We start from the raw sequence: 17,426 nt of genomic DNA, 5'->3' as shown, positions 1-17,426 counted from the left end.
TTTAGGGCTGATTTTTTGCGCCGCAAAATTATGTAATACCATAATAAAATCATTGTGTTACCGAACAATGTGCCGCAAGTGTTTTGGATTGGACAAATTGGCGGGCTTGGCGGCATTGCACCCCATATCGGGGATGGTCTATAGTTTGGCCAACTAGATGTAGCCTTGCGGTGCTGGGCCAAGGAAGAAAGAGCGGGAAACGTGGTAGACCGTCCGGAAGACACTGAAAACACTGATGAAACGACTGAACCCCAAGCGGTTGAGCGCATGGCCCATGACGGGCCGCAGGTTTCGATCATTGATGAAATGAAGACGGCCTATCTCGATTATGCGATGAGTGTGATCGTCAGCCGTGCTATTCCAGACCTTCGTGACGGGCTGAAACCGGTTCACCGCCGTATTTTGTACGCGATGAACGAAGTGGGCAACACGATTGACAAGCCTTACCGCAAATCCTCGCGCCCTGTGGCCGATACGATGGGTAAGTACCACCCGCATGGCGATAGCGCGATTTATGACGCGCTGGTACGGATGGCGCAGAATTTCTCGATGTCGTTGGTACTGTTGGACGGCCAAGGCAACTTTGGCTCGATGGACGGCGATAAGGCGGCGGCGTTTCGCTATACCGAAGTGCGGATGGCCAAGACGGCGAACTATTTGCTGGCCGATATTGATAAAGACACCGTTGATTTCCAAGACAACTATGACGGTAAAGACCGTGAGCCGACAGTTTTGCCGGCACGTTACCCCAACATGCTGGTCAATGGCGCGGGCGGTATTGCGGTTGGTATGGCCACGAATATTCCGCCGCATAACCTTGGCGAAGTGATCGACGGCACGCTGGCGCTGATTGCCAATCCTGATATGTCGACTGAGGCGTTGATGGAGATTATTCCCGCGCCCGATTTCCCGACAGGTGGGGTGATTTTGGGCCGTGCCGGTGCGCGCAAGGCCTATCTTGAGGGGCGCGGTTCCATCATTATTCGGGCAAAAACGCGGGTTGAAGAAATTCGCAAAGACCGTTGGGCGATTATCATCGATGAGATCCCCTATCAGGTGAACAAAGCCTCGATGATCGAAAAAATCGCCGAATTGGTCCGCGAAAAGCGCGTTGAAGGCATTGCGCATGTCCAAGACGAATCGGACCGGATCGGCGTGCGCGTGGTGATCGAGCTGAAGCGCGATGCCACAGCAGATGTGGTGTTGAACCAGTTGTTCCGCTTTTCTCCGATGCAAATCCACTTTGGTTGCAACATGTTGGCGTTGAACTCTGGCCGGCCAGAGCAGCTGACGCTGCGCGATTTCTTGACCTATTTCCTGACCTTCCGTGAGGAAGTCGTTGCGCGCCGGACAGCGTACGAGCTGCGCAAAGCCCGTGAGCGCAGCCATATTTTGTGTGGTTTGGCCGTGGCGGTATCCAACGTGGATGAGGTGGTGCAGACCATCCGCTCCTCGGCTGATGCCGGTGAGGCGCGTGTGCGTTTGATGACGCGGCGCTGGCCTGCAGGTGAGATTATTCCGTTTATCCGGTTGATCGACGACCCAAGCCACAAGGTGAACGACGACGGCACCTATAACCTGTCGGAAATTCAGGCCCGCGCGATTTTGGACCTGCGGTTGCAGCGCCTGACCGCCTTTGGCGTGAATGAGATCACCGACGAGCTGCAAGAGCTGGCAGGTAAGATCAAGGATTACCTTGAGATTTTGGGTAGCCGTGAGCGGATCATGGCAATCATCGCCGCCGAGCTGACCGAGGTAAAAGAGCTGTTTGCCGTGCCGCGCCGCACCGAGATTTCGGATTGGTCGGGCGATATGGAAGACGAAGACCTGATCGAGCGTGAGGATATGGTCGTGACCATCACCTCAGGCGGGTACATCAAGCGCACGCCGCTTGTTGAGTTCCGCGCGCAAAAACGGGGCGGCAAAGGCCTGTCGTCGATGTCTACCAAAGAAGATGATGTGGTGACGACGTTGTTTGTGGCCAATACCCACACACAACTGTTGTTCTTCACGACGGACGGCATGGTCTACAAGCTGAAATGCTGGCGCTTGCCGCTAGCGGGGCGCAATGCGCGTGGCAAGGCGATGGTTAACATTTTGCCAATCGTCGCAGGTGTGTCGATTGCGGCTATTCTGCCCGTCGATGTGCCGGATGCGGAATGGGATGATTTGCAGATCTTCTTTGCGACATCCGATGGCGATGTACGCCAAAACGCGTTGTCAGATTTTACCAATGTGATGCGCAACGGTAAAATTGCGATGAAACTGCCAGAGGGTGTGTTCCTCGTAAACGCCCGTATTTGTGACGAAAATGATGACATCATGCTTGTCACTGCAGGCGGGCGGGCGATCCGCTTCCCGACAACCGAGGTGCGGGTGTTTAAGAGCCGTGGGTCAACCGGTGTGCGCGGGATCAGGCTGCAAGGCGATGATACTGTGGTTTCGATGTCGGTTATCCGCCACTTTGACGCGACACCGGATGAGCGTGCCGCCTATCTGAAAATGCGCCGCCAGCAGGAAGGCGTGATGGATGAGCCGGATGCCGATGAAGAGGAAACCGTGGTTGCCGGGGACTTGTCTGCGGAACGTTTTGCCGAAATGCAGGCGTTTGAGGATTTGATCCTGACGATTACGCAAGGCGGGTCGGGGAAATTGTCGTCGAGCCACGACTATCCGGTTCGCGGCCGCGGGGGCCAAGGCGTGAAGGCGATGGCCGGACGCAACGGCGCGCTGGTCGCGTGCTTCCCTGTGGACCGGACAGACCAAGTGATGCTTGCCACCTCGACAGGGCAATCTATCCGTGTACCGGTTGAGGGGATTTCTTTCCGCTCGCGCGCTGCGGGTGGGGTGAAAGTGTTCAACACGGGCAAAGGTGAATTTGTCGTGTCTGTTGCGCGGGTTGCGGATCAGACCGAGGATGAGGCCGAAGATGCGGTTGTTGTTGATGCTGAAACCGGCGGCGACATTGGCGGAGATGCAGAGTGAGCCTGTCAGGGCTGGCCGAAGCCCTTGCGGGATTGGCCAGCCGGGGTGAGCTGATCGCATACGGGGATTTGGCGCGTGCGCTTGCGCTGCCCAACCCCGGAAGCATAGCGCAGTTAACCGGTGCTTTGGAGGCGCTGATGACCGAAGATGCGGCCACGGGGCTTCCGCTGCGCGCCGTATTGTGCCGTGCAAAACTAAGCGATTTGCCAGCAGCCGGTTTTTTTGAGAAGGCGGCGCAGTTGGGCCGGTTTGATGGCGCGGACCCCGCCGAATTTGCAGCCTCCGAGCGGGCAGCGCTTTTCAAAGCGGCGTCTCTGCGTTAAATCAGCGATTGGTCTTGCGGGAAGCGCCGGGGGTTTTGCACCCCCGGACCCCCGCAGGATATTTGGACCAAAGAGAATGGAATTTAGGCACTTGGATACGCAAACTCTTAATATCATTGGTGGCGGCATGGCCGGGTCCGAGGCGGCTTGGCAGGCTGCCAATATGGGCGTGCGGGTGGTGATCCATGAGATGCGGCCAAAGGTTGCGACCTTTGCGCATCGCACCGGCAATTTGGCCGAGATGGTGTGTTCGAACTCTTTCCGGTCGGATGACAGCGAGCAGAATGCGGTTGGCCTGCTGCATTGGGAAATGGGCGCTGCGAACGGGATCATTATGGAAACAGCGCGGGCCAATCGTTTGCCGGCGGGTGGTGCGCTGGCGGTAGACCGCGACGTGTTTGCCGAGGCTGTGACTGCCCAGATTTTGGCACATCCGTTGATTTCTGTTTCTTATGATGAGATTACGGAGCTACCGACCGAGGACCATTGGATTGTGGCAACAGGGCCGCTGACTTCAGGGGCGCTGGCCGAAAGCATTCGGGCCGCAACGGGGGCAGAGGCGTTGGCATTTTTTGATGCGATTGCGCCGATTGTCTATGCCGATAGTGTAGATATGTCGGTGGCCTGGATGCAGTCGCGCTATGACAAGGGCGAGACCGAGGAAGAGCAGGTCGCCTATATGAACTGCCCGATGACCAAGGCCGAGTATGAGGCCTTTATCGACGCGCTGATGGCGGCCGAAAAGACCGAGTTTCACGAGGGCGAAACCGCTGCTTATTTTGACGGTTGCTTGCCGATCGAGGTGATGGCAGAGCGCGGGCGTGAGACGTTACGTTTTGGCCCGATGAAGCCGGTTGGGTTGACTAATCCACATAATCCGCAAAAGCCCTATGCTGTGGTGCAGCTGCGCCGTGACAATAAGTTGGGCACGCTTTACAATATCGTCGGCTTTCAGACAAAGATGAAGTACGGCGCGCAAACGGCTGTTTTCAAAATGATTCCCGGCTTGCAGGAGGCTAGCTTTGCGCGGCTTGGCGGCATTCATCGCAACACGTTTATCAACTCTCCCACGTTACTGGATGAGCAAATGCGGTTGAAATCGCGTCCCAATATCCGTTTTGCCGGTCAGATTACCGGGGTTGAGGGCTATGTGGAATCGGCCGCAATGGGGTTGCTTGCAGGGCGCATGGCTGCGGCTGAAATTTTGGGGCGTGATTTGCCGCCGCCGCCGCCAAATACCGCGATGGGGGCGCTGATCACGCATATCACCGGCGGGGCCGAGGCGAAAACCTTCCAGCCTATGAACGTGAATTTTGGCCTGTTCCCCCCGATCGATGCCAAGGGCGGGCGGCGTGGCCGCAAAGACCGCTACAAGGCCTATACTGACCGCGCCAAAGAGGCCTTTTCGGCGTGGCTTTTGTAACGCGCTTTGCGCCCTCGCCAACTGGGCCATTGCATTTGGGCCATGCTTATTCGGCACTTTTGGCACATGGAATGGCGCAGGCTGCCGATGGTACGTTCTTGTTGCGCATTGAGGACATTGATCGCGGGCGCTGCAGACCAGAGTGGGAAGCGCAGATATATGAGGATTTGGGCTGGTTGGGGCTAACCTGGCCCTTGCCGGTGATGCGGCAATCGGACCGTTTGGCAAGCTACTCCGCCGCATTGGACGCGCTTTGGGCGCAGGGGTTGGTGTATGCTTGCACCTGCACACGGCGCGACATTGAGGCCGCCATGAGCGCCCCACAGGAAGGGGCTGCCCCGCAATTCGGGCCGGATGGTATGATTTATCCGGGCACCTGCCGTGCCACGCCAAATGGCCCACGGATGGGCGAAGTTTTGCGCCTGAATACGGCGTCGGCACTGGAAAGTGTCGGTCATCTTAACTTTTTAGAAACTGGACCGCGCTATGCTGGCCACATAGCTTTGGCAAACAAGGATCTGTTGGCAAGTATCGGCGACATCGTCATCGCGCGGCGTGATATGGCAACATCCTACCATCTATCGGTGGTGCTGGATGACGCCGCGCAAAGCATAACCCATGTTGTGCGCGGTGAAGATTTGTTTGAGGCGACAGCCATCCATGTGCTGCTGCAACGCCTGTTGGGCCTGCCGACACCCGACTATCATCACCATGGCTTGATCCGCGATGATCAGGGCAAGCGGTTGGCCAAACGTGATGATGCGCGGGCCTTGTCGAAATATCGCGCCGAGGGCTATAGCCCTGCGGATATTCGGGGCATGGTTGGGCTATAGCCGCGATTTTTCAGCCACGATTTTTCGCCGTAAAATCAAGCGTTCAAAATCAAGCACTCATCGGGGCCGCGGTGATCACTTCATCCCCATTTTGCACCACGGTATAGAAACACGAGCGCCGATTGGTGTGGCAAGCAGGGCCGGTTTGATCGACCTTCAAAAGCAGGCAGTCGCGGTCACAATCAATCCGAAATTCCACCAGCTTTTGTACATGCCCCGAGGTTTCACCCTTGGCCCAAAACGCCTGACGCGAGCGTGACCAATAGGTCACTTGCCCGCTGTCCAATGTCCGCTGGATGCTTTCGGCATTCATCCATGCCATCATCAGCACTTCGCCCGAGGCGAAGTCTTGCGCGATGGCAGGGATCAGCCCATTCGCATCATATTTCAGGCTTTCTGGGTCAAATGGCATGGGGCTTTTCCTTTGCATCGCGCGTTCAGGCGACTATCTATGCGCTATAGCACGGAGAGAAAAGCCATGAGTGACGCCGAAATGATGAAGCTCTATTCGGGGCGGATATTGGCACTGGCTGCGGATATTCCGCATTTGGGGCGTCTGCCCGCGCCGCAAGCCACGGTGCGTAAACGCTCGCCACTGTGCGGATCGGTGGTGACGGTGGATTTGGGGATGCAAGACGGCCGTGTCAGCGAATTTGCGCAGGATGTGAAAGCCTGCGCTTTGGGTCAGGCAGCGGCGGCGATTGTTGGGCGGGCGATGCTGGGCCTTTCGCTGGCCCAACTGCAAGCCGGACGCGACGACTTGCGCGCGATGCTGGCCGGTGGGCCGGTGCCGCCTGCCCCGTTTGACGGGTTTGCAGCCCTTGAACCCGCACGCGATTTCCGCAATCGCCACGCCTCTATTCTGCTCGCGATTGAGGCGGCAACCGAGGCCGCCGAAAGCCTGTAACGCGCGCCGATAAAAAAACCGCCACACAACCCATTAGGCTGGTGGCGGCAAGTGAGCGTATCTGCAGGGAGCGTTCAGGGTGGGACAACCCCGGCGGAAAACCGCATGGCACGAATGCGCGCGCCCATGGCAACAGATCGCAGGCAGTAAACTCAGATAAATGACGGCAAAGAGAGCCCGACAATGAGAACAGCAAAAAGAGACAAAACGCCGAACATATCGGCAATTAGGGTTTTAGATGAACGGGCAGCGACGGCTTTTAATTCGGCAATCATGGGTTCCTCCTTGTTTGTTCCTATATTGTTCCCACAATATTAACCACCTGTAAAGAACTTTGTGAGAACACTTGCGAACAAAAGGAGTTATCCGACCGAAATCAACCGAATTGCGCGATCTTGATCCAGCAGCCATAGCAGCGCGCGCACGGCCAATCCACGCGGGCTGGTTAAGCTGGGGTCATCATGCAACAACTTTCTCGCATCCGATTGGGCCACGGCCATCAGGGCCGTTTGCCGTTCCATATCGGCGACCCTAAACCGCGGCAGGCCCGATTGTGCTGTTCCGATCAGATCACCCGCACCGCGCATAGCAAGGTCTTCCTCGGCAATCCGAAACCCGTCTTCTGTATCGCGCAGCACCTTTAGCCGGCGTTCACCCGTCTCGCCCAAGGGAGCTTGGTACATCAACAAACACGTCGATTGCGCGGCACCGCGCCCGACCCGCCCACGCAACTGGTGCAACTGCGCAAGACCAAACGTTTCTGCACGCTCGATCACCATGATCGATGCATTGGGAACGTTTACTCCAACCTCAATCACCGTCGTGGCCACCAAAACCTGTGATCGGCCGGCAACAAATCCCGCCATAGCCGCGTCTTTTTCGGCGGCGGGCATTTGACCATGCACTATGGCGACGATGCCTTCCCCCAATGCCGCGCGCAAATGCTGAAACCGCGCCTCGGCCGAGGCATAATCCAGCACTTCGCTATCCTCGACCAAAGGACACACCCAATAGGCCTGCCGCCCCTCACGCACGGCTTTGCGCAACTTTTCAACCACCTCATCCATCCGCGCCGTGGGGATCAGCGCAGTTTGCACCGGCTTTCGGCCCGGTGGTTTTTCATCCAGAACCGATACGTCCATATCGCCATAACTGGCAAGCGCAAGGCTGCGCGGGATCGGCGTGGCCGTCATGACCAACACGTCAACCGATTGCCCCTTTGCACCAAGCTCCATCCGTTGGGCCACACCAAAACGATGTTGTTCATCGATCACCGCAAGGTGAAGATCTTGAAATACAACATCCTTTTGAAAAACCGCATGGGTGCCGACCAGAATTTGAATGCGGCCCTGCGCCAAATCTTCCAACTTGCGCGCCCGTTCACTACCTTTATCACGGCCTGTCAGCAGCTCTAGCCGAACGCCCGCCAAGGCAGCAAGGTCGACCAAACCGGCCAAATGTTGCCGCGCCAAAATTTCGGTCGGGGCCATCATCACACCCTGCCCGCCTGCCTCGACCGCGACCAAAAGCGCCATAAACGCCACCAGCGTTTTGCCCGACCCTACATCGCCCTGCAACAAACGGTTCATCCGCAACGGGGCCGCCATATCATTGGCAATCTCGGTTGTTGCACGGCTTTGTGCACCCGTTGGTGTATAGGGCAGCGCCGAAAGGACCGCTTTTTGCAATTGCCCAGTCGCTTGACTGGGCCGCCCTTTGGCCTTGCGCAGCGACGCGCGCGCCAACGAAAGCGTGACTTGATGCGCAAATAGTTCATCATAAGCAAGGCGTTGACGGGCGGGCGCTGTGGCTGCAAAATCGGCGTTGCTGCTTGGCGCATGGGCAGAATGGATGGCGGCTGCCCAGTCTGGCCAACCTTCCTTGGCCTTTTGGCCCGGATCAATCCACTCGGCCAAATCCGGCATCCGCGCCAACGCCGAGGCCGCCGCTTTGGCAACCTGCTTTTGCGTCACGCCAGCCGTCAGCGGGTAAACCGGCTCAAATTGTGGCAACTCGCTCGCATCTTCAATGCGCAAGATATGGTCAGGATGAACCATCTGCGCCACGCCGTCAAATACCTCAACCCGGCCCGAAACCAGACGCCTTTCCCCCACGGGCAGCAGTTTTTGCAAGTAGTCACCGCGCGCATGAAAGAAAACCAGCTGAAATTCCAGCGCGCTATCTTGCACCATAACCCGATAAGGTCGGCCTTTTGTGCGGGGCGCAAGATGGGCCCCGATCTCGACCTCAACCGTCACAGTTGTTGGTGGCACAACGTCGCGCACCGAGTAGCGGCGGGCCCGATCAATACCCGAATGCGGCAAAAGGAACAGCAAATCCTTTGGCTTTTCAACGCCCAAACCCAAAAATGCTTTGGCCGTCTTGGGCCCGACACCCTCCAGCGTTTCCAAATCAGCAAAGAGGGGGAAAAGAGCTTCTGGCCTGCTCATGCCATGCCTATCAATGCGAGCCAGCCGTCTTCGTCGATTATTTTCACCCCCAAAGCTGCGGCGGATTTGGCCTTGGAGCCGGCGCCGGGACCAGCCACCAACAAATCGGTCTTTGCCGAAACCGAGCCTGCCACTTTGGCCCCAAGGCTTTCAGCCGTTGCCTTGGCCTCGGCACGCGTCATTTTTTCCAATGTGCCCGTGAAGACAACGGTTTTTCCAGCAACCGGACTATCCACCGGCGCACGCGTTACAACCGACTGCACGTCAAGTTCTGCGATCAGCGCATCGATTGCAGCGCGCTCTTTTTCATTCTGAAAGGTTGAGATAGCCGACGCCGCAAGCACGGCGCCGACCCCGTCAATTGCCAGCAATTCCTCCCAGGCGGCACCAGAGCCAATGTTCGCCTGTGTCATTGCGGCCTCAAACTGCGGCCAAGTTGTATAGTGATTGGCCAAAAGGCTGGCCGAGCTTTCGCCGACATGCCGAATTCCCAGCGCGAAAATAAGCCTGTTGAGGGGGATTTTACGTTTATCATCAATGGCATCAAACAGTTTATCAGCCGATTTTGCGCCCCAGCCTTCGCGGTTTTTCAACTGCTGTACGCCTGCGCCAAAGCGTGACCGGAGCGAAAAAATATCGGCCGGGGTTTGAACCCAACCATCACGGTAAAATGCCTCAATTTGCTTGGCACCCAAACCTTCAATGTCAAAAGTCGCACGGCCGACAAAATGGCGCAAGCGTTCGACCGCTTGCGACGGGCAGATAAGGCCGCCCGAACACCGCCGCACCGCATCGCCCTCTTCTCTTAAGGTAGGTGAACAACATTCAGGGCAAATCGTAGGAAATTCATAGGGTTGGGCATCATCGGGACGACGCCCCAAATCCACATCCGCAATTTTCGGGATAACATCGCCGGCGCGGTACACTTGCACCAAATCGCCCACGCGAATATCTTTTCCGTCACGGATTGGGCCGCCCTTGTTATCGCGGCCAGCGATGTAATCTTCGTTATGCAGCGTGGCGTTTGAGACAACGACCCCGCCGACAGTGACAGGTTCCAGCCGCGCCACAGGCGAAAGTGCGCCCGTTCGCCCCACCTGAATATCAATTGCCAAAAGGCGCGTCCAAGCCAGTTCGGCCGGAAATTTATGCGCTATCGCCCACCGCGGCGTGGTTGAGCGAAAGCCAAGACGCCGTTGCAGCTCAAGGTCATTTACTTTGTAAACAACGCCATCGATATCATACCCTAGGCTGGGGCGCTTGGCCGCAATCTCTTTATACTGCGCCAGCATCTCTGCGGCAGAGTTGCACAGTTTGGTCAATGGATTGGTCACAAATCCGAGTGTTTTAAGTTTGTTAATTGCCGAAAATTGCGTATCCGCCAAAGGTTCGGAAACAGCCCCCCAAGCATAAGCGAAAAAGCGCAAAGGGCGCGCCGCGGTAATGGCCGCATCAAGTTGCCGCATAGAGCCTGCTGCCGCATTGCGTGGATTGGCAAAAATTTTTCCGCCCCGCTCTTCTTGACGTTTATTCAAAGACTGAAAATCAGTATGGCTCATATACACTTCGCCACGCACTTCCAAAACGTCGGGCGCACCCGACAAAGCCTGCGGAATATCCGCTACATTTCGCGCATTTTCCGTCACGTTTTCGCCGACGTCACCATCCCCGCGCGTTGCGGCTTGGGTTAGTAATCCTTTTTCATAGCGCAAAGACAGGGACAGCCCGTCAATCTTGGGTTCTGCGGTAAAAGACAGCACCCCAGTATGGCCCAAATATTTTCGAACACGGTCTTCAAACTCTTCGACATCACTGTCTTGGAACGCATTCTCAAGGCTCAGCATGCGCACCGCATGCGCGACCTTGGTAAATCCTTCAGCAACACCCGCCCCAACGAGTTCACTCGGACTATCCGCCCGTTTCAGATGGGGAAACCGTGCTTCCAACGCCAAATTGCGGCGTTTTTCTGCATCATAGTCCGCATCCGATATCTCCGGCGCGTCCTTGGTGTGATAGGCCCTATTTGCGGATAAAAGCAAAGCTGCCAGACGCGCCAATTCAGTCTTGGCCTCCGCCTCTGAGAGTGAGGCCACGCCTTTTTCTAAATCATTCGTCACGGCATCCCCCTTAACCTGTTCATCACAGGTGTAGGGGTAGGTTAAGCCCGCGTCCAGATGCCAGCGCTATGCCCCAATGGCAATGCGGCTTTCACCGGCACCCGCCGTCGGGTCGCGCAGCACATAGCCCCGGCCCCAAACCGTTTCGATGTGGTTTACCCCACCCGTCGCTTCGGCTAGCTTTTTGCGCAACTTACAGATGAAAACGTCGATGATTTTCAGCTCTGGCTCATCCATGCCGCCATAAAGATGATTAAGGAACATTTCCTTGGTCAAGGTCGTGCCTTTGCGCAGGCTTAACAGTTCCAGCATCTGATATTCTTTACCGGTCAGATGTACGGTCTTACCATCAACGTCCACGGTCTTGGCATCAAGGTTTACACAAACACTGCCCGTTTTGATCACCGATTGCGAATGCCCTTTTGAGCGGCGAATAATGGCGTGGATGCGCGCAACCAGTTCTTCACGATGAAACGGCTTGGTCATGTAGTCATCCGCACCGAAGCCAAAGCCTTTCAGCTTGCTTTCCGTGTCATCAGCCCCCGAAAGAATAAGGGTTGGCGTATCAATCCGTGCCAACCGCAATTGGCGCAGCACATCGTGCCCGCTCATATCGGGGAGATTAATATCAAGCAGGATCAAATCGTAATCATACAGTTTTGCAAGATCGATCCCCTCTTCCCCCAAATCCGTACAAAATACGTTTAGATTTGCATGGGTCAACATAAGCTCAATGCTGCGTGACGTGGTTGGATCATCTTCCACCAGTAAGATTCGCACAAGGTTAACTCCGCCTTGTTCTGCCGTTCGTTAACCACCTTGCAGCCTAATGGTTAATTGGGAGTTACTGTGACAGTTCAGAAACGAAATACAACTTAAAGTTGTCTATACTTTTGCAGAGCTGTTACTTTGAGGGCGTTTTCGCCATGGGCATCAACTGCAGAACGCCAAGATGCGAACTCTTCTTCTGATAAAGAATAGCGGCTCAACGCCTCTGATTCGGTGATAAGACCATATATCACCGCCTTGACGACAACTGCTTTTCGGCTTGCCACCCATCGACGTGTATCAACCGGCGGCAAATCTGCACGGTTCAGCACAACGCCGTCTGGCAGCGTTACCTGCCGCGGACCATCAACTTTCTTTAGATACATCACACTACCCTCTTTCATTAACACCAGTTTGATCGAACAGGCTTAATCAAGCGTGAAACGTGGGGTTGAGAGTGTGTTGCATTTTCCTATATTGTTAAGGATCACTGTAAAGGCCACAAAATGTCCCTCGACCACCCCATGAATTCGCTTGGCTTTGCCAAGCCCCCCTCTGAGACCCGCGTTGTTGTCGCTATGTCCGGCGGGGTTGATAGCTCGGCCGTTGCGGCGCAGCTGGCGTCCGAGGGCTATGACGTGGTGGGCGTGACGCTGCAACTTTATGATCACGGTGCGGCGCTGGCGAAAAAGGGCGCGTGCTGTGCGGGCCGCGATATTCACGATGCGCGGCGGGTGGCCGAGACCATGGGCTTTCCGCATTATGTGCTGGATTATGAGAATACCTTTCGTGAAGCGGTGATCGACGAGTTTGCCGATGCCTATCTGGCAGGGGCGACGCCGGTGCCGTGCATCCGCTGCAATGAACGCGTAAAGTTTAAAGATCTGCTGAACACAGCCCGCGATCTCGATGCAGATTGCATGGCAACCGGACATTACATTCAGCGCAAAGACGGTACATTGGGGCCGGAACTGCATATGGCGGCCGATCACGCGCGCGACCAAAGCTATTTTCTGTTTTCCACGTCAGCCGAGCAGCTGGCCTATTTACGCTTCCCTTTGGGGCATTTGGAAAGCAAGGCCGAGACACGAGCGCTGGCGGCAAAATTCGGACTGAGTGTGGCGGATAAACCGGACAGTCAGGATATTTGTTTCGTGCCGAACGGCAACTATGCGGCGGTGATCGAAAAGCTGCGGCCCGGTGCTGCCGATCCGGGTGAGATTGTGGATATGGACGGCCGCGTTTTGGGGGAACATCGCGGGGTCATTCACTACACAATCGGGCAGCGGCGGGGCCTTGGGATTGGTGGGTTGGAAGACCCGCTGTATGTGGTGAAACTGGACGCCGAGTCCAAGCAAATTGTGGTCGGGCCAAAAGAGGCGCTGTCGACGCGGATCGTGCCACTGCGGGAAATAAACTGGCTGGGTGATGCCCAGCTGGACAGCCGCAAGGAATGGCCGATTATGGCCAAGGTTCGGTCAACCCGCCCGCCACGCGAAGCGATTTTGCGGCCCATCTCGGCGACTGAAGCCGAGGTGGAATTGCTGAGTCCGGAAGAAGGGGTTTCGCCCGGACAAGCCTGTGTTTTCTATGCGCCCGAGGGCAGCCGCGTTTTGGGCGGGGGCTGGATTTGGCGCGGGTATTGAATGCGGGCCAACACGCGATAAGAGCCATAAGTGATTGTAATAATAAAATTATTCCTACAGCCTTCACCTAGAGCTAACCCGCATCGCGGGTATCGTGCGCGCAGATATTGTCCTTGCACCGTTGCGCTTATGGCACCGGTGGATGCCTGCGGCGCAGGTATTTTTGCCAAGATGAAATCGACAGGGGATTCGTGCCAAGGGCGCTGGAATGGCCTTGAAGCTTGGGGCGGATTTGGGCTTAGTGCGTACCTATGCCGCTGGCTGCACTTATCAGGAGTTCCTATGCGTTTCGTTTTAAAACCCGTCGCCGTTGCGTTTTGCCTTTTGGCCCCTTTGCCGGGGTTTGCACAAGACGATCTAGAGGCGCGTTTGGCCGTTGCCAAAGACTATACCACGGCAACGGTTGCTGATATGGATATGCCCCACATGATCACGCAAATGTGGAAACCGATGGTTCCGCAAATTGAGGCCTCGACCGGTAAGCCATTGAGCGACGATCAGTTGAAAGCGATTGAGGCGCTGTATCTGGAAACCTTTACCGGCCCACTGAAAGAGATCATGACCAACCAATACACGGTTATGGCCGACATTTTGACCCTGCCCCAAATTGAGGCATTGCGCGATTTTTATACATCTGAAAACGGCCGCGCTGTGATGCGGAAAATGCCGGATATTATGGCAGCACAGCAACCGCAAATCATGGCAATGATGCAAAGCACGATGCCTGTGGTTATGCCGAAACTTCAGGCGATTGTGGCCGGTCAGTAACCGCCCCGATCGCGGCAAGAACCGAGCGGGCGGCGCGCAGGCCCGGCGCCTCGCCCCCTTTACCAAGGCGTAGCATCGTGACCTCCATGGCCGCAAGCTGCGCCGCGCGCGCGGGACCGGGCTGCATCAGGGCCAAAAGCGCCGGTGCGATGGTTTCAGGCCTGCAATCGGGGCCCAAAAATTCTGGCACATGCCGCGTTTCCGAGACCAGATTGACCAGTGTGACCGTATCAACCAGCGCCGCGCGCTTCATCAGCCACATGGTGATCGGGTTCATCCGGTAAGCGATGACCATTGGGCAGGCGTTGGCCGCCAATTCTAGCGACACAGTCCCTGACGCCGCGATGGCCACGGTTGCATTGGCAAAAGCGCTACGCTTTTCAGTCAAATCTTCGATAATTTCGGGCTGGATCGGCCAGTCTTGCGTCAGGTCACGAACCAAATCGGACACGCCGCGCAGCGTTGGCAGGGCCACGCGGGCAGTGGGATGCACGGCTTTGATCGCTCCAAGCGTTGCGCCTATCACTGGCGCAAGCCGCGCCACCTCGCCCCTACGAGAGCCGGGAAGCGCTAGGATGAGTGGGCTGGGTTGGGGCGATTTGGCAGCTAAGGGTTCGGCGACAACAGGGTGGCCGACGAAATCACAGGCCATGCCTGCGGCCTGCATCAAGGGCGGCTCGAACGGTAAAAGCGCCAGAACATGGTCGATATAACGCGCCATTTTGGCGGCGCGACCGGGGCGCCATGCCCAGACCGATGGTGCAACGTAATGGATGGTTTTCAGGTTTGGCTGCGTGGATTTTACGATTTTTGCGACACGCAGGCAAAAATCTGGGCTGTCGATGGTGATCAGCGCATCGGGGTTTGTGGCCAACGTAGCCGCCGCCGTTTGGGCGATTCGCGCCTTAAGCTGGCAGTATTTAGGCAAGATTTCGGCGATGCCCATGATCGACAGCTCTTCCATCGGGAACAACGAGGTCAGGCCTTGCGCCTGCATAAGGGGGCCGCCGATACCGCTGAATTCGGGGTTGGGCAGCAGGGTTTTAAGGGCGGCCATAAGGGCCGCACCCAGTTTATCGCCCGAAGGCTCGCCCGCAATCAGCGTGAATTTCATGGCTGTGCTGGGGGGCGCGACCAGAGGAACAGGCAAAGCTCTCGGGCGCGCTCTATCATGGCGGTCTGGTCCAGCAAAATCACGCCGCCAGATTGGAACGCGATACCGCCGAGTCCTGCTTTGGCAACCAATTCAAGGGTTTGCAGACCGATGGTTGGCAGATCAACGCGCAGGTCTTGGTTGGGCTTTGGCGCTTTATAGTACAGGCCCTTGGTGGTTTTGGGCCGCAGATGTTGCGGGATCAGCCCGGTTTGCGCCAACATTGCATCCGTGCCCGTGATGGTTTCAACAGCAAGGCAGAGCCTCGCCTGCACCACAGCACCCTGCCCCACATCGACCGCGCCCAAGGCATTTACGATTGCGGCCGCACGGGTTGCATCTGCTTCATCACTGGCGGTGATTTTGCCTGAGATCAGGCCAGCAGCGGGCGTAAGATTTGGCGCGAGATCGGTGGCGCTGAGGATCTTTAGATCAAATTCTTCGAAAATCGTAAGCACTTCGCGCAGGGTAGCATCATCGCCGGCCTGCATGGCGGCAATCAGGCGTGGCACCATTTGCGCAGTCAGCGGATCAAACAAGGACGGGTCAAGGTTGGGGCGCTGCACGGCACCCGCAAAGCACACTTGGGTAACGCCTTGATCTAACAGGTGATTAAGGAAAGGCACCAGCCGTTCGACACGAAAGGTAATGTCGGGGGTTAGGCCGGTTGGTGCAAACCCATCCAGCGCCGCGACAAGCGGTTTTTCAGGCATTGCCGCGATCAGCGTTGCGGGTAGTGCGCCTGCCCCTGCGATGATGGCGGTGCTGGTCATTTAGGCGTGAGGAATGAGCGGTCAGTGGCCGAAAGGATGAAATCTGTCATCTCACGCACATGCTTGCTGTCGGTTTCATCAGCCAGTTTGCGGGCACGATCCAGAAAGGTGCCTTCACCTTGGGCCAGCATTTGGTAGCCTGCACGCAGGGCCGTGATTTCAGCACGCTCTACCCCGCGGCGCTTCAGGCCAACAAGGTTAAGACCGTCAAGATCGCCTCGCGGGCCTTGAACAAGGCCATGCGGCAGCACGTCATTGGTCACCATCGTGACCGCGCCTATAATGGCACCGTGGCCAATGCGCACCCATTGATGCACGCCCGACAGTCCGCCGATGATGACGTCATCGCCAAGCTGGCAATGGCCCGCGATGGCGGCTTGGTTGGCAAGGATAACACGGTTACCGAGTGTGGCGTCATGACCAACATGGGCACCGGTCATCAACAGGCAATCATCGCCGACGCGGGTGATGCCGCCGCCGCCCTCGGTTCCGGTGTTTAACGTCGCACCTTCACGAATACGGCAACGTTTACCGATGGTTAGCCGCGTGCGCTCACCTTTGAATTTAAGGTCTTGCGGCACTTCGCCAACGCAGGCGAATGGGAAAATGATGGTCTCATCACCGATTTCGGTCCAGCCAGTTACGACAGCATGTGATTTAAGCTCGACCCCAGCGCCGAGGGTGACTTCGGGGCCGACGGTGCAAAACGGACCAATCTTACAGCCGGGGCCAAGCGTGGCACCGGCCTCAACAATGGCCGAAGGGTGAATTTGCGCGATCATGCTTTGGGCAAATCCATCATGGCGGTGAATTCGGCCTGGGCGCAAAGTTCGCCATCAACAGTAGCACGGCCTTCGAATTTCCAAACCTTACCACCGCCGCGTTTGACAGTGACGTGCAGTTCCATCACATCACCGGGTACAACCATGCGGCGGAATTTAACCGCGTCGATGCCCATGAAATACACGAGCAAATTCTTATCGGCCAAGTCCAGAGACACCCCCACCAGAATGCCCGAGGTTTGCGCCAAGGCCTCGATGATTTGCACACCGGGAAAGACAGGCTTGCCGGGGAAATGGCCTTGGAATTGCGGCTCATTCATCGTGACGCATTTAATGCCAACGGCGGATTGATTTGGCACGATATCACGCACTTTATCAACCAAAAGAAAGGGATAGCGATGCGGCAGGATCCGTTGGATCAGGTCAATATCGGCAGTGGTTGGCACGGGCTTTACAGCATCGGTCATCAGCTTTTTCCTTCAGGGCCGGATCTTTCTT

At 56.6% G+C, this 17,426-nt stretch carries 17 protein-coding genes; 7 read left to right on the top strand and 10 right to left on the bottom strand.

Features of this window, described 5'->3' with window-relative positions; translation table 11 throughout:
* Positions 1-201: 201 nt before the first annotated feature.
* The 4 genes from gyrA to gluQRS all read left to right on the top strand — a co-directional run bounded on the left by gyrA (position 202) and on the right by gluQRS (position 5,564).
* On the top strand, positions 202-2,985 hold the full coding sequence (gene gyrA, locus ACEN2J_RS05705) for a DNA gyrase subunit A (protein ID WP_442104003.1): 2,784 nt from the start codon (positions 202-204) through the stop codon (positions 2,983-2,985).
* Complete coding sequence (locus ACEN2J_RS05700) at positions 2,982-3,308, top strand: hypothetical protein (RefSeq protein ID WP_442104002.1); 327 nt, start codon at positions 2,982-2,984, stop codon at positions 3,306-3,308. Before gyrA ends, ACEN2J_RS05700 begins: the two co-directional genes overlap by 4 nt.
* A gap of 76 nt (positions 3,309-3,384) precedes the next feature.
* Positions 3,385-4,731 (top strand): methylenetetrahydrofolate--tRNA-(uracil(54)-C(5))-methyltransferase (FADH(2)-oxidizing) TrmFO, encoded by a 1,347-nt coding sequence (gene trmFO, locus ACEN2J_RS05695; RefSeq protein ID WP_442104001.1) that lies wholly within the window; start codon positions 3,385-3,387, stop codon positions 4,729-4,731.
* Positions 4,719-5,564, top strand: coding sequence for a tRNA glutamyl-Q(34) synthetase GluQRS (gene gluQRS, locus ACEN2J_RS05690; RefSeq protein ID WP_442103999.1), 846 nt, complete (start codon positions 4,719-4,721; stop codon positions 5,562-5,564). The genes trmFO and gluQRS overlap by 13 nt, the downstream gene beginning before the upstream one ends.
* 49 nt (positions 5,565-5,613) lie before the next feature.
* Here gluQRS and hisI read toward each other — a convergent pair whose 3' ends face one another.
* Entirely contained in the window at positions 5,614-5,976 is a 363-nt protein-coding gene (hisI, locus tag ACEN2J_RS05685; RefSeq protein WP_442103997.1) for a phosphoribosyl-AMP cyclohydrolase, read from the bottom strand.
* Between the two features lie 66 nt (positions 5,977-6,042).
* On the opposite strand from hisI, the gene ACEN2J_RS05680 reads away from it, so the two are divergent.
* Positions 6,043-6,471, top strand: coding sequence for an iron-sulfur cluster assembly scaffold protein (locus ACEN2J_RS05680; protein WP_442103995.1), 429 nt, complete (start codon positions 6,043-6,045; stop codon positions 6,469-6,471).
* A gap of 152 nt (positions 6,472-6,623) precedes the next feature.
* On the opposite strand, the gene ACEN2J_RS05675 is transcribed toward ACEN2J_RS05680, so the two are convergent.
* From ACEN2J_RS05675 to sciP, 5 genes are all read right to left on the bottom strand, one after another.
* Positions 6,624-6,746, bottom strand: a complete 123-nt coding sequence (locus ACEN2J_RS05675) for a hypothetical protein (RefSeq protein ID WP_442103994.1) — start codon at positions 6,744-6,746, stop codon at positions 6,624-6,626.
* Positions 6,747-6,833: 87 nt separating this feature from the next.
* On the bottom strand, positions 6,834-8,921 hold the full coding sequence (recG, locus tag ACEN2J_RS05670) for an ATP-dependent DNA helicase RecG (RefSeq protein WP_442103993.1): 2,088 nt from the start codon (positions 8,919-8,921) through the stop codon (positions 6,834-6,836).
* Positions 8,918-11,038 (bottom strand): NAD-dependent DNA ligase LigA, encoded by a 2,121-nt coding sequence (gene ligA / locus ACEN2J_RS05665; RefSeq protein WP_442103991.1) that lies wholly within the window; start codon positions 11,036-11,038, stop codon positions 8,918-8,920. The genes recG and ligA overlap by 4 nt, the downstream gene beginning before the upstream one ends.
* A 66-nt stretch (positions 11,039-11,104) precedes the next feature.
* Positions 11,105-11,818: a response regulator transcription factor CtrA gene (gene ctrA, locus ACEN2J_RS05660; RefSeq protein ID WP_442103989.1), complete on the bottom strand. Its 714-nt coding sequence runs from the start codon at positions 11,816-11,818 to the stop codon at positions 11,105-11,107.
* A 95-nt stretch (positions 11,819-11,913) separates the two neighbouring features.
* Entirely contained in the window at positions 11,914-12,192 is a 279-nt protein-coding gene (gene sciP, locus ACEN2J_RS05655; protein ID WP_442104161.1) for a CtrA inhibitor SciP, read from the bottom strand.
* Positions 12,193-12,312: 120 nt separating this feature from the next.
* Here sciP and mnmA point away from each other — a divergent pair, with 120 nt between their 5' ends.
* Positions 12,313-13,452, top strand: a complete 1,140-nt coding sequence (gene mnmA / locus ACEN2J_RS05650) for a tRNA 2-thiouridine(34) synthase MnmA (RefSeq protein ID WP_442103988.1) — start codon at positions 12,313-12,315, stop codon at positions 13,450-13,452.
* Between the two features lie 282 nt (positions 13,453-13,734).
* The gene (locus ACEN2J_RS05645; protein WP_442103987.1) at positions 13,735-14,220 is read left to right on the top strand and encodes a DUF2059 domain-containing protein; all 486 of its coding nucleotides are present in this window, start codon (positions 13,735-13,737) and stop codon (positions 14,218-14,220) included.
* Here the strand turns inward: ACEN2J_RS05645 and lpxB are convergent.
* From lpxB to fabZ, 4 genes are read right to left on the bottom strand one after another with little or no spacing between them, the layout of a single operon-like run.
* Entirely contained in the window at positions 14,183-15,334 is a 1,152-nt protein-coding gene (lpxB, locus tag ACEN2J_RS05640) for a lipid-A-disaccharide synthase (protein ID WP_442103985.1), read from the bottom strand. The two genes, ACEN2J_RS05645 and lpxB, sit on opposite strands and share 38 nt — an antisense overlap.
* Entirely contained in the window at positions 15,331-16,146 is an 816-nt protein-coding gene (locus ACEN2J_RS05635; RefSeq protein ID WP_442103983.1) for an LpxI family protein, read from the bottom strand. Before ACEN2J_RS05635 ends, lpxB begins: the two co-directional genes overlap by 4 nt.
* On the bottom strand, positions 16,143-16,925 hold the full coding sequence (gene lpxA / locus ACEN2J_RS05630) for an acyl-ACP--UDP-N-acetylglucosamine O-acyltransferase (protein WP_442104159.1): 783 nt from the start codon (positions 16,923-16,925) through the stop codon (positions 16,143-16,145). The genes ACEN2J_RS05635 and lpxA overlap by 4 nt, the downstream gene beginning before the upstream one ends.
* Positions 16,925-17,395 carry a 3-hydroxyacyl-ACP dehydratase FabZ gene (fabZ, locus tag ACEN2J_RS05625; RefSeq protein WP_442103982.1) on the bottom strand — a complete coding sequence of 157 codons (471 nt, stop codon included), beginning with the start codon at positions 17,393-17,395 and terminating at the stop codon, positions 16,925-16,927. The genes lpxA and fabZ overlap by 1 nt, the downstream gene beginning before the upstream one ends.
* Between the last annotated feature and the right edge of the window lie 31 nt (positions 17,396-17,426).

Origin of the sequence: Pseudorhodobacter sp. W20_MBD10_FR17 (assembly GCF_052119765.1) — a bacterium.
GTDB lineage: Bacteria > Pseudomonadota > Alphaproteobacteria > Rhodobacterales > Rhodobacteraceae > Pseudorhodobacter.
The sequence above is the reverse complement of the archived record's forward strand: the minus strand, read 5'-3'. Positions and strand labels throughout refer to the sequence as shown.

What these genes read in the sequence shown, in the direction of transcription:
- recG (WP_442103993.1), bottom strand. Translation starts at nt 8,921, where the DNA reads ATGAGCAGGCCAGAAGCTCTTTTCCCCCTCTTTGCTGATTTGGAAACG.
- sciP (WP_442104161.1), bottom strand. Translation starts at nt 12,192, where the DNA reads ATGTATCTAAAGAAAGTTGATGGTCCGCGGCAGGTAACGCTGCCAGAC.
- ACEN2J_RS05675 (WP_442103994.1), bottom strand. Translation starts at nt 6,746, where the DNA reads ATGATTGCCGAATTAAAAGCCGTCGCTGCCCGTTCATCTAAAACCCTA.
- ACEN2J_RS05680 (WP_442103995.1), top strand. Translation starts at nt 6,043, where the DNA reads ATGAGTGACGCCGAAATGATGAAGCTCTATTCGGGGCGGATATTGGCA.
- mnmA (WP_442103988.1), top strand. Translation starts at nt 12,313, where the DNA reads ATGTCCCTCGACCACCCCATGAATTCGCTTGGCTTTGCCAAGCCCCCC.
- ACEN2J_RS05645 (WP_442103987.1), top strand. Translation starts at nt 13,735, where the DNA reads ATGCGTTTCGTTTTAAAACCCGTCGCCGTTGCGTTTTGCCTTTTGGCC.
- trmFO (WP_442104001.1), top strand. Translation starts at nt 3,385, where the DNA reads ATGGAATTTAGGCACTTGGATACGCAAACTCTTAATATCATTGGTGGC.
- lpxB (WP_442103985.1), bottom strand. Translation starts at nt 15,334, where the DNA reads ATGAAATTCACGCTGATTGCGGGCGAGCCTTCGGGCGATAAACTGGGT.
- fabZ (WP_442103982.1), bottom strand. Translation starts at nt 17,395, where the DNA reads ATGACCGATGCTGTAAAGCCCGTGCCAACCACTGCCGATATTGACCTG.
- ACEN2J_RS05635 (WP_442103983.1), bottom strand. Translation starts at nt 16,146, where the DNA reads ATGACCAGCACCGCCATCATCGCAGGGGCAGGCGCACTACCCGCAACG.
- hisI (WP_442103997.1), bottom strand. Translation starts at nt 5,976, where the DNA reads ATGCCATTTGACCCAGAAAGCCTGAAATATGATGCGAATGGGCTGATC.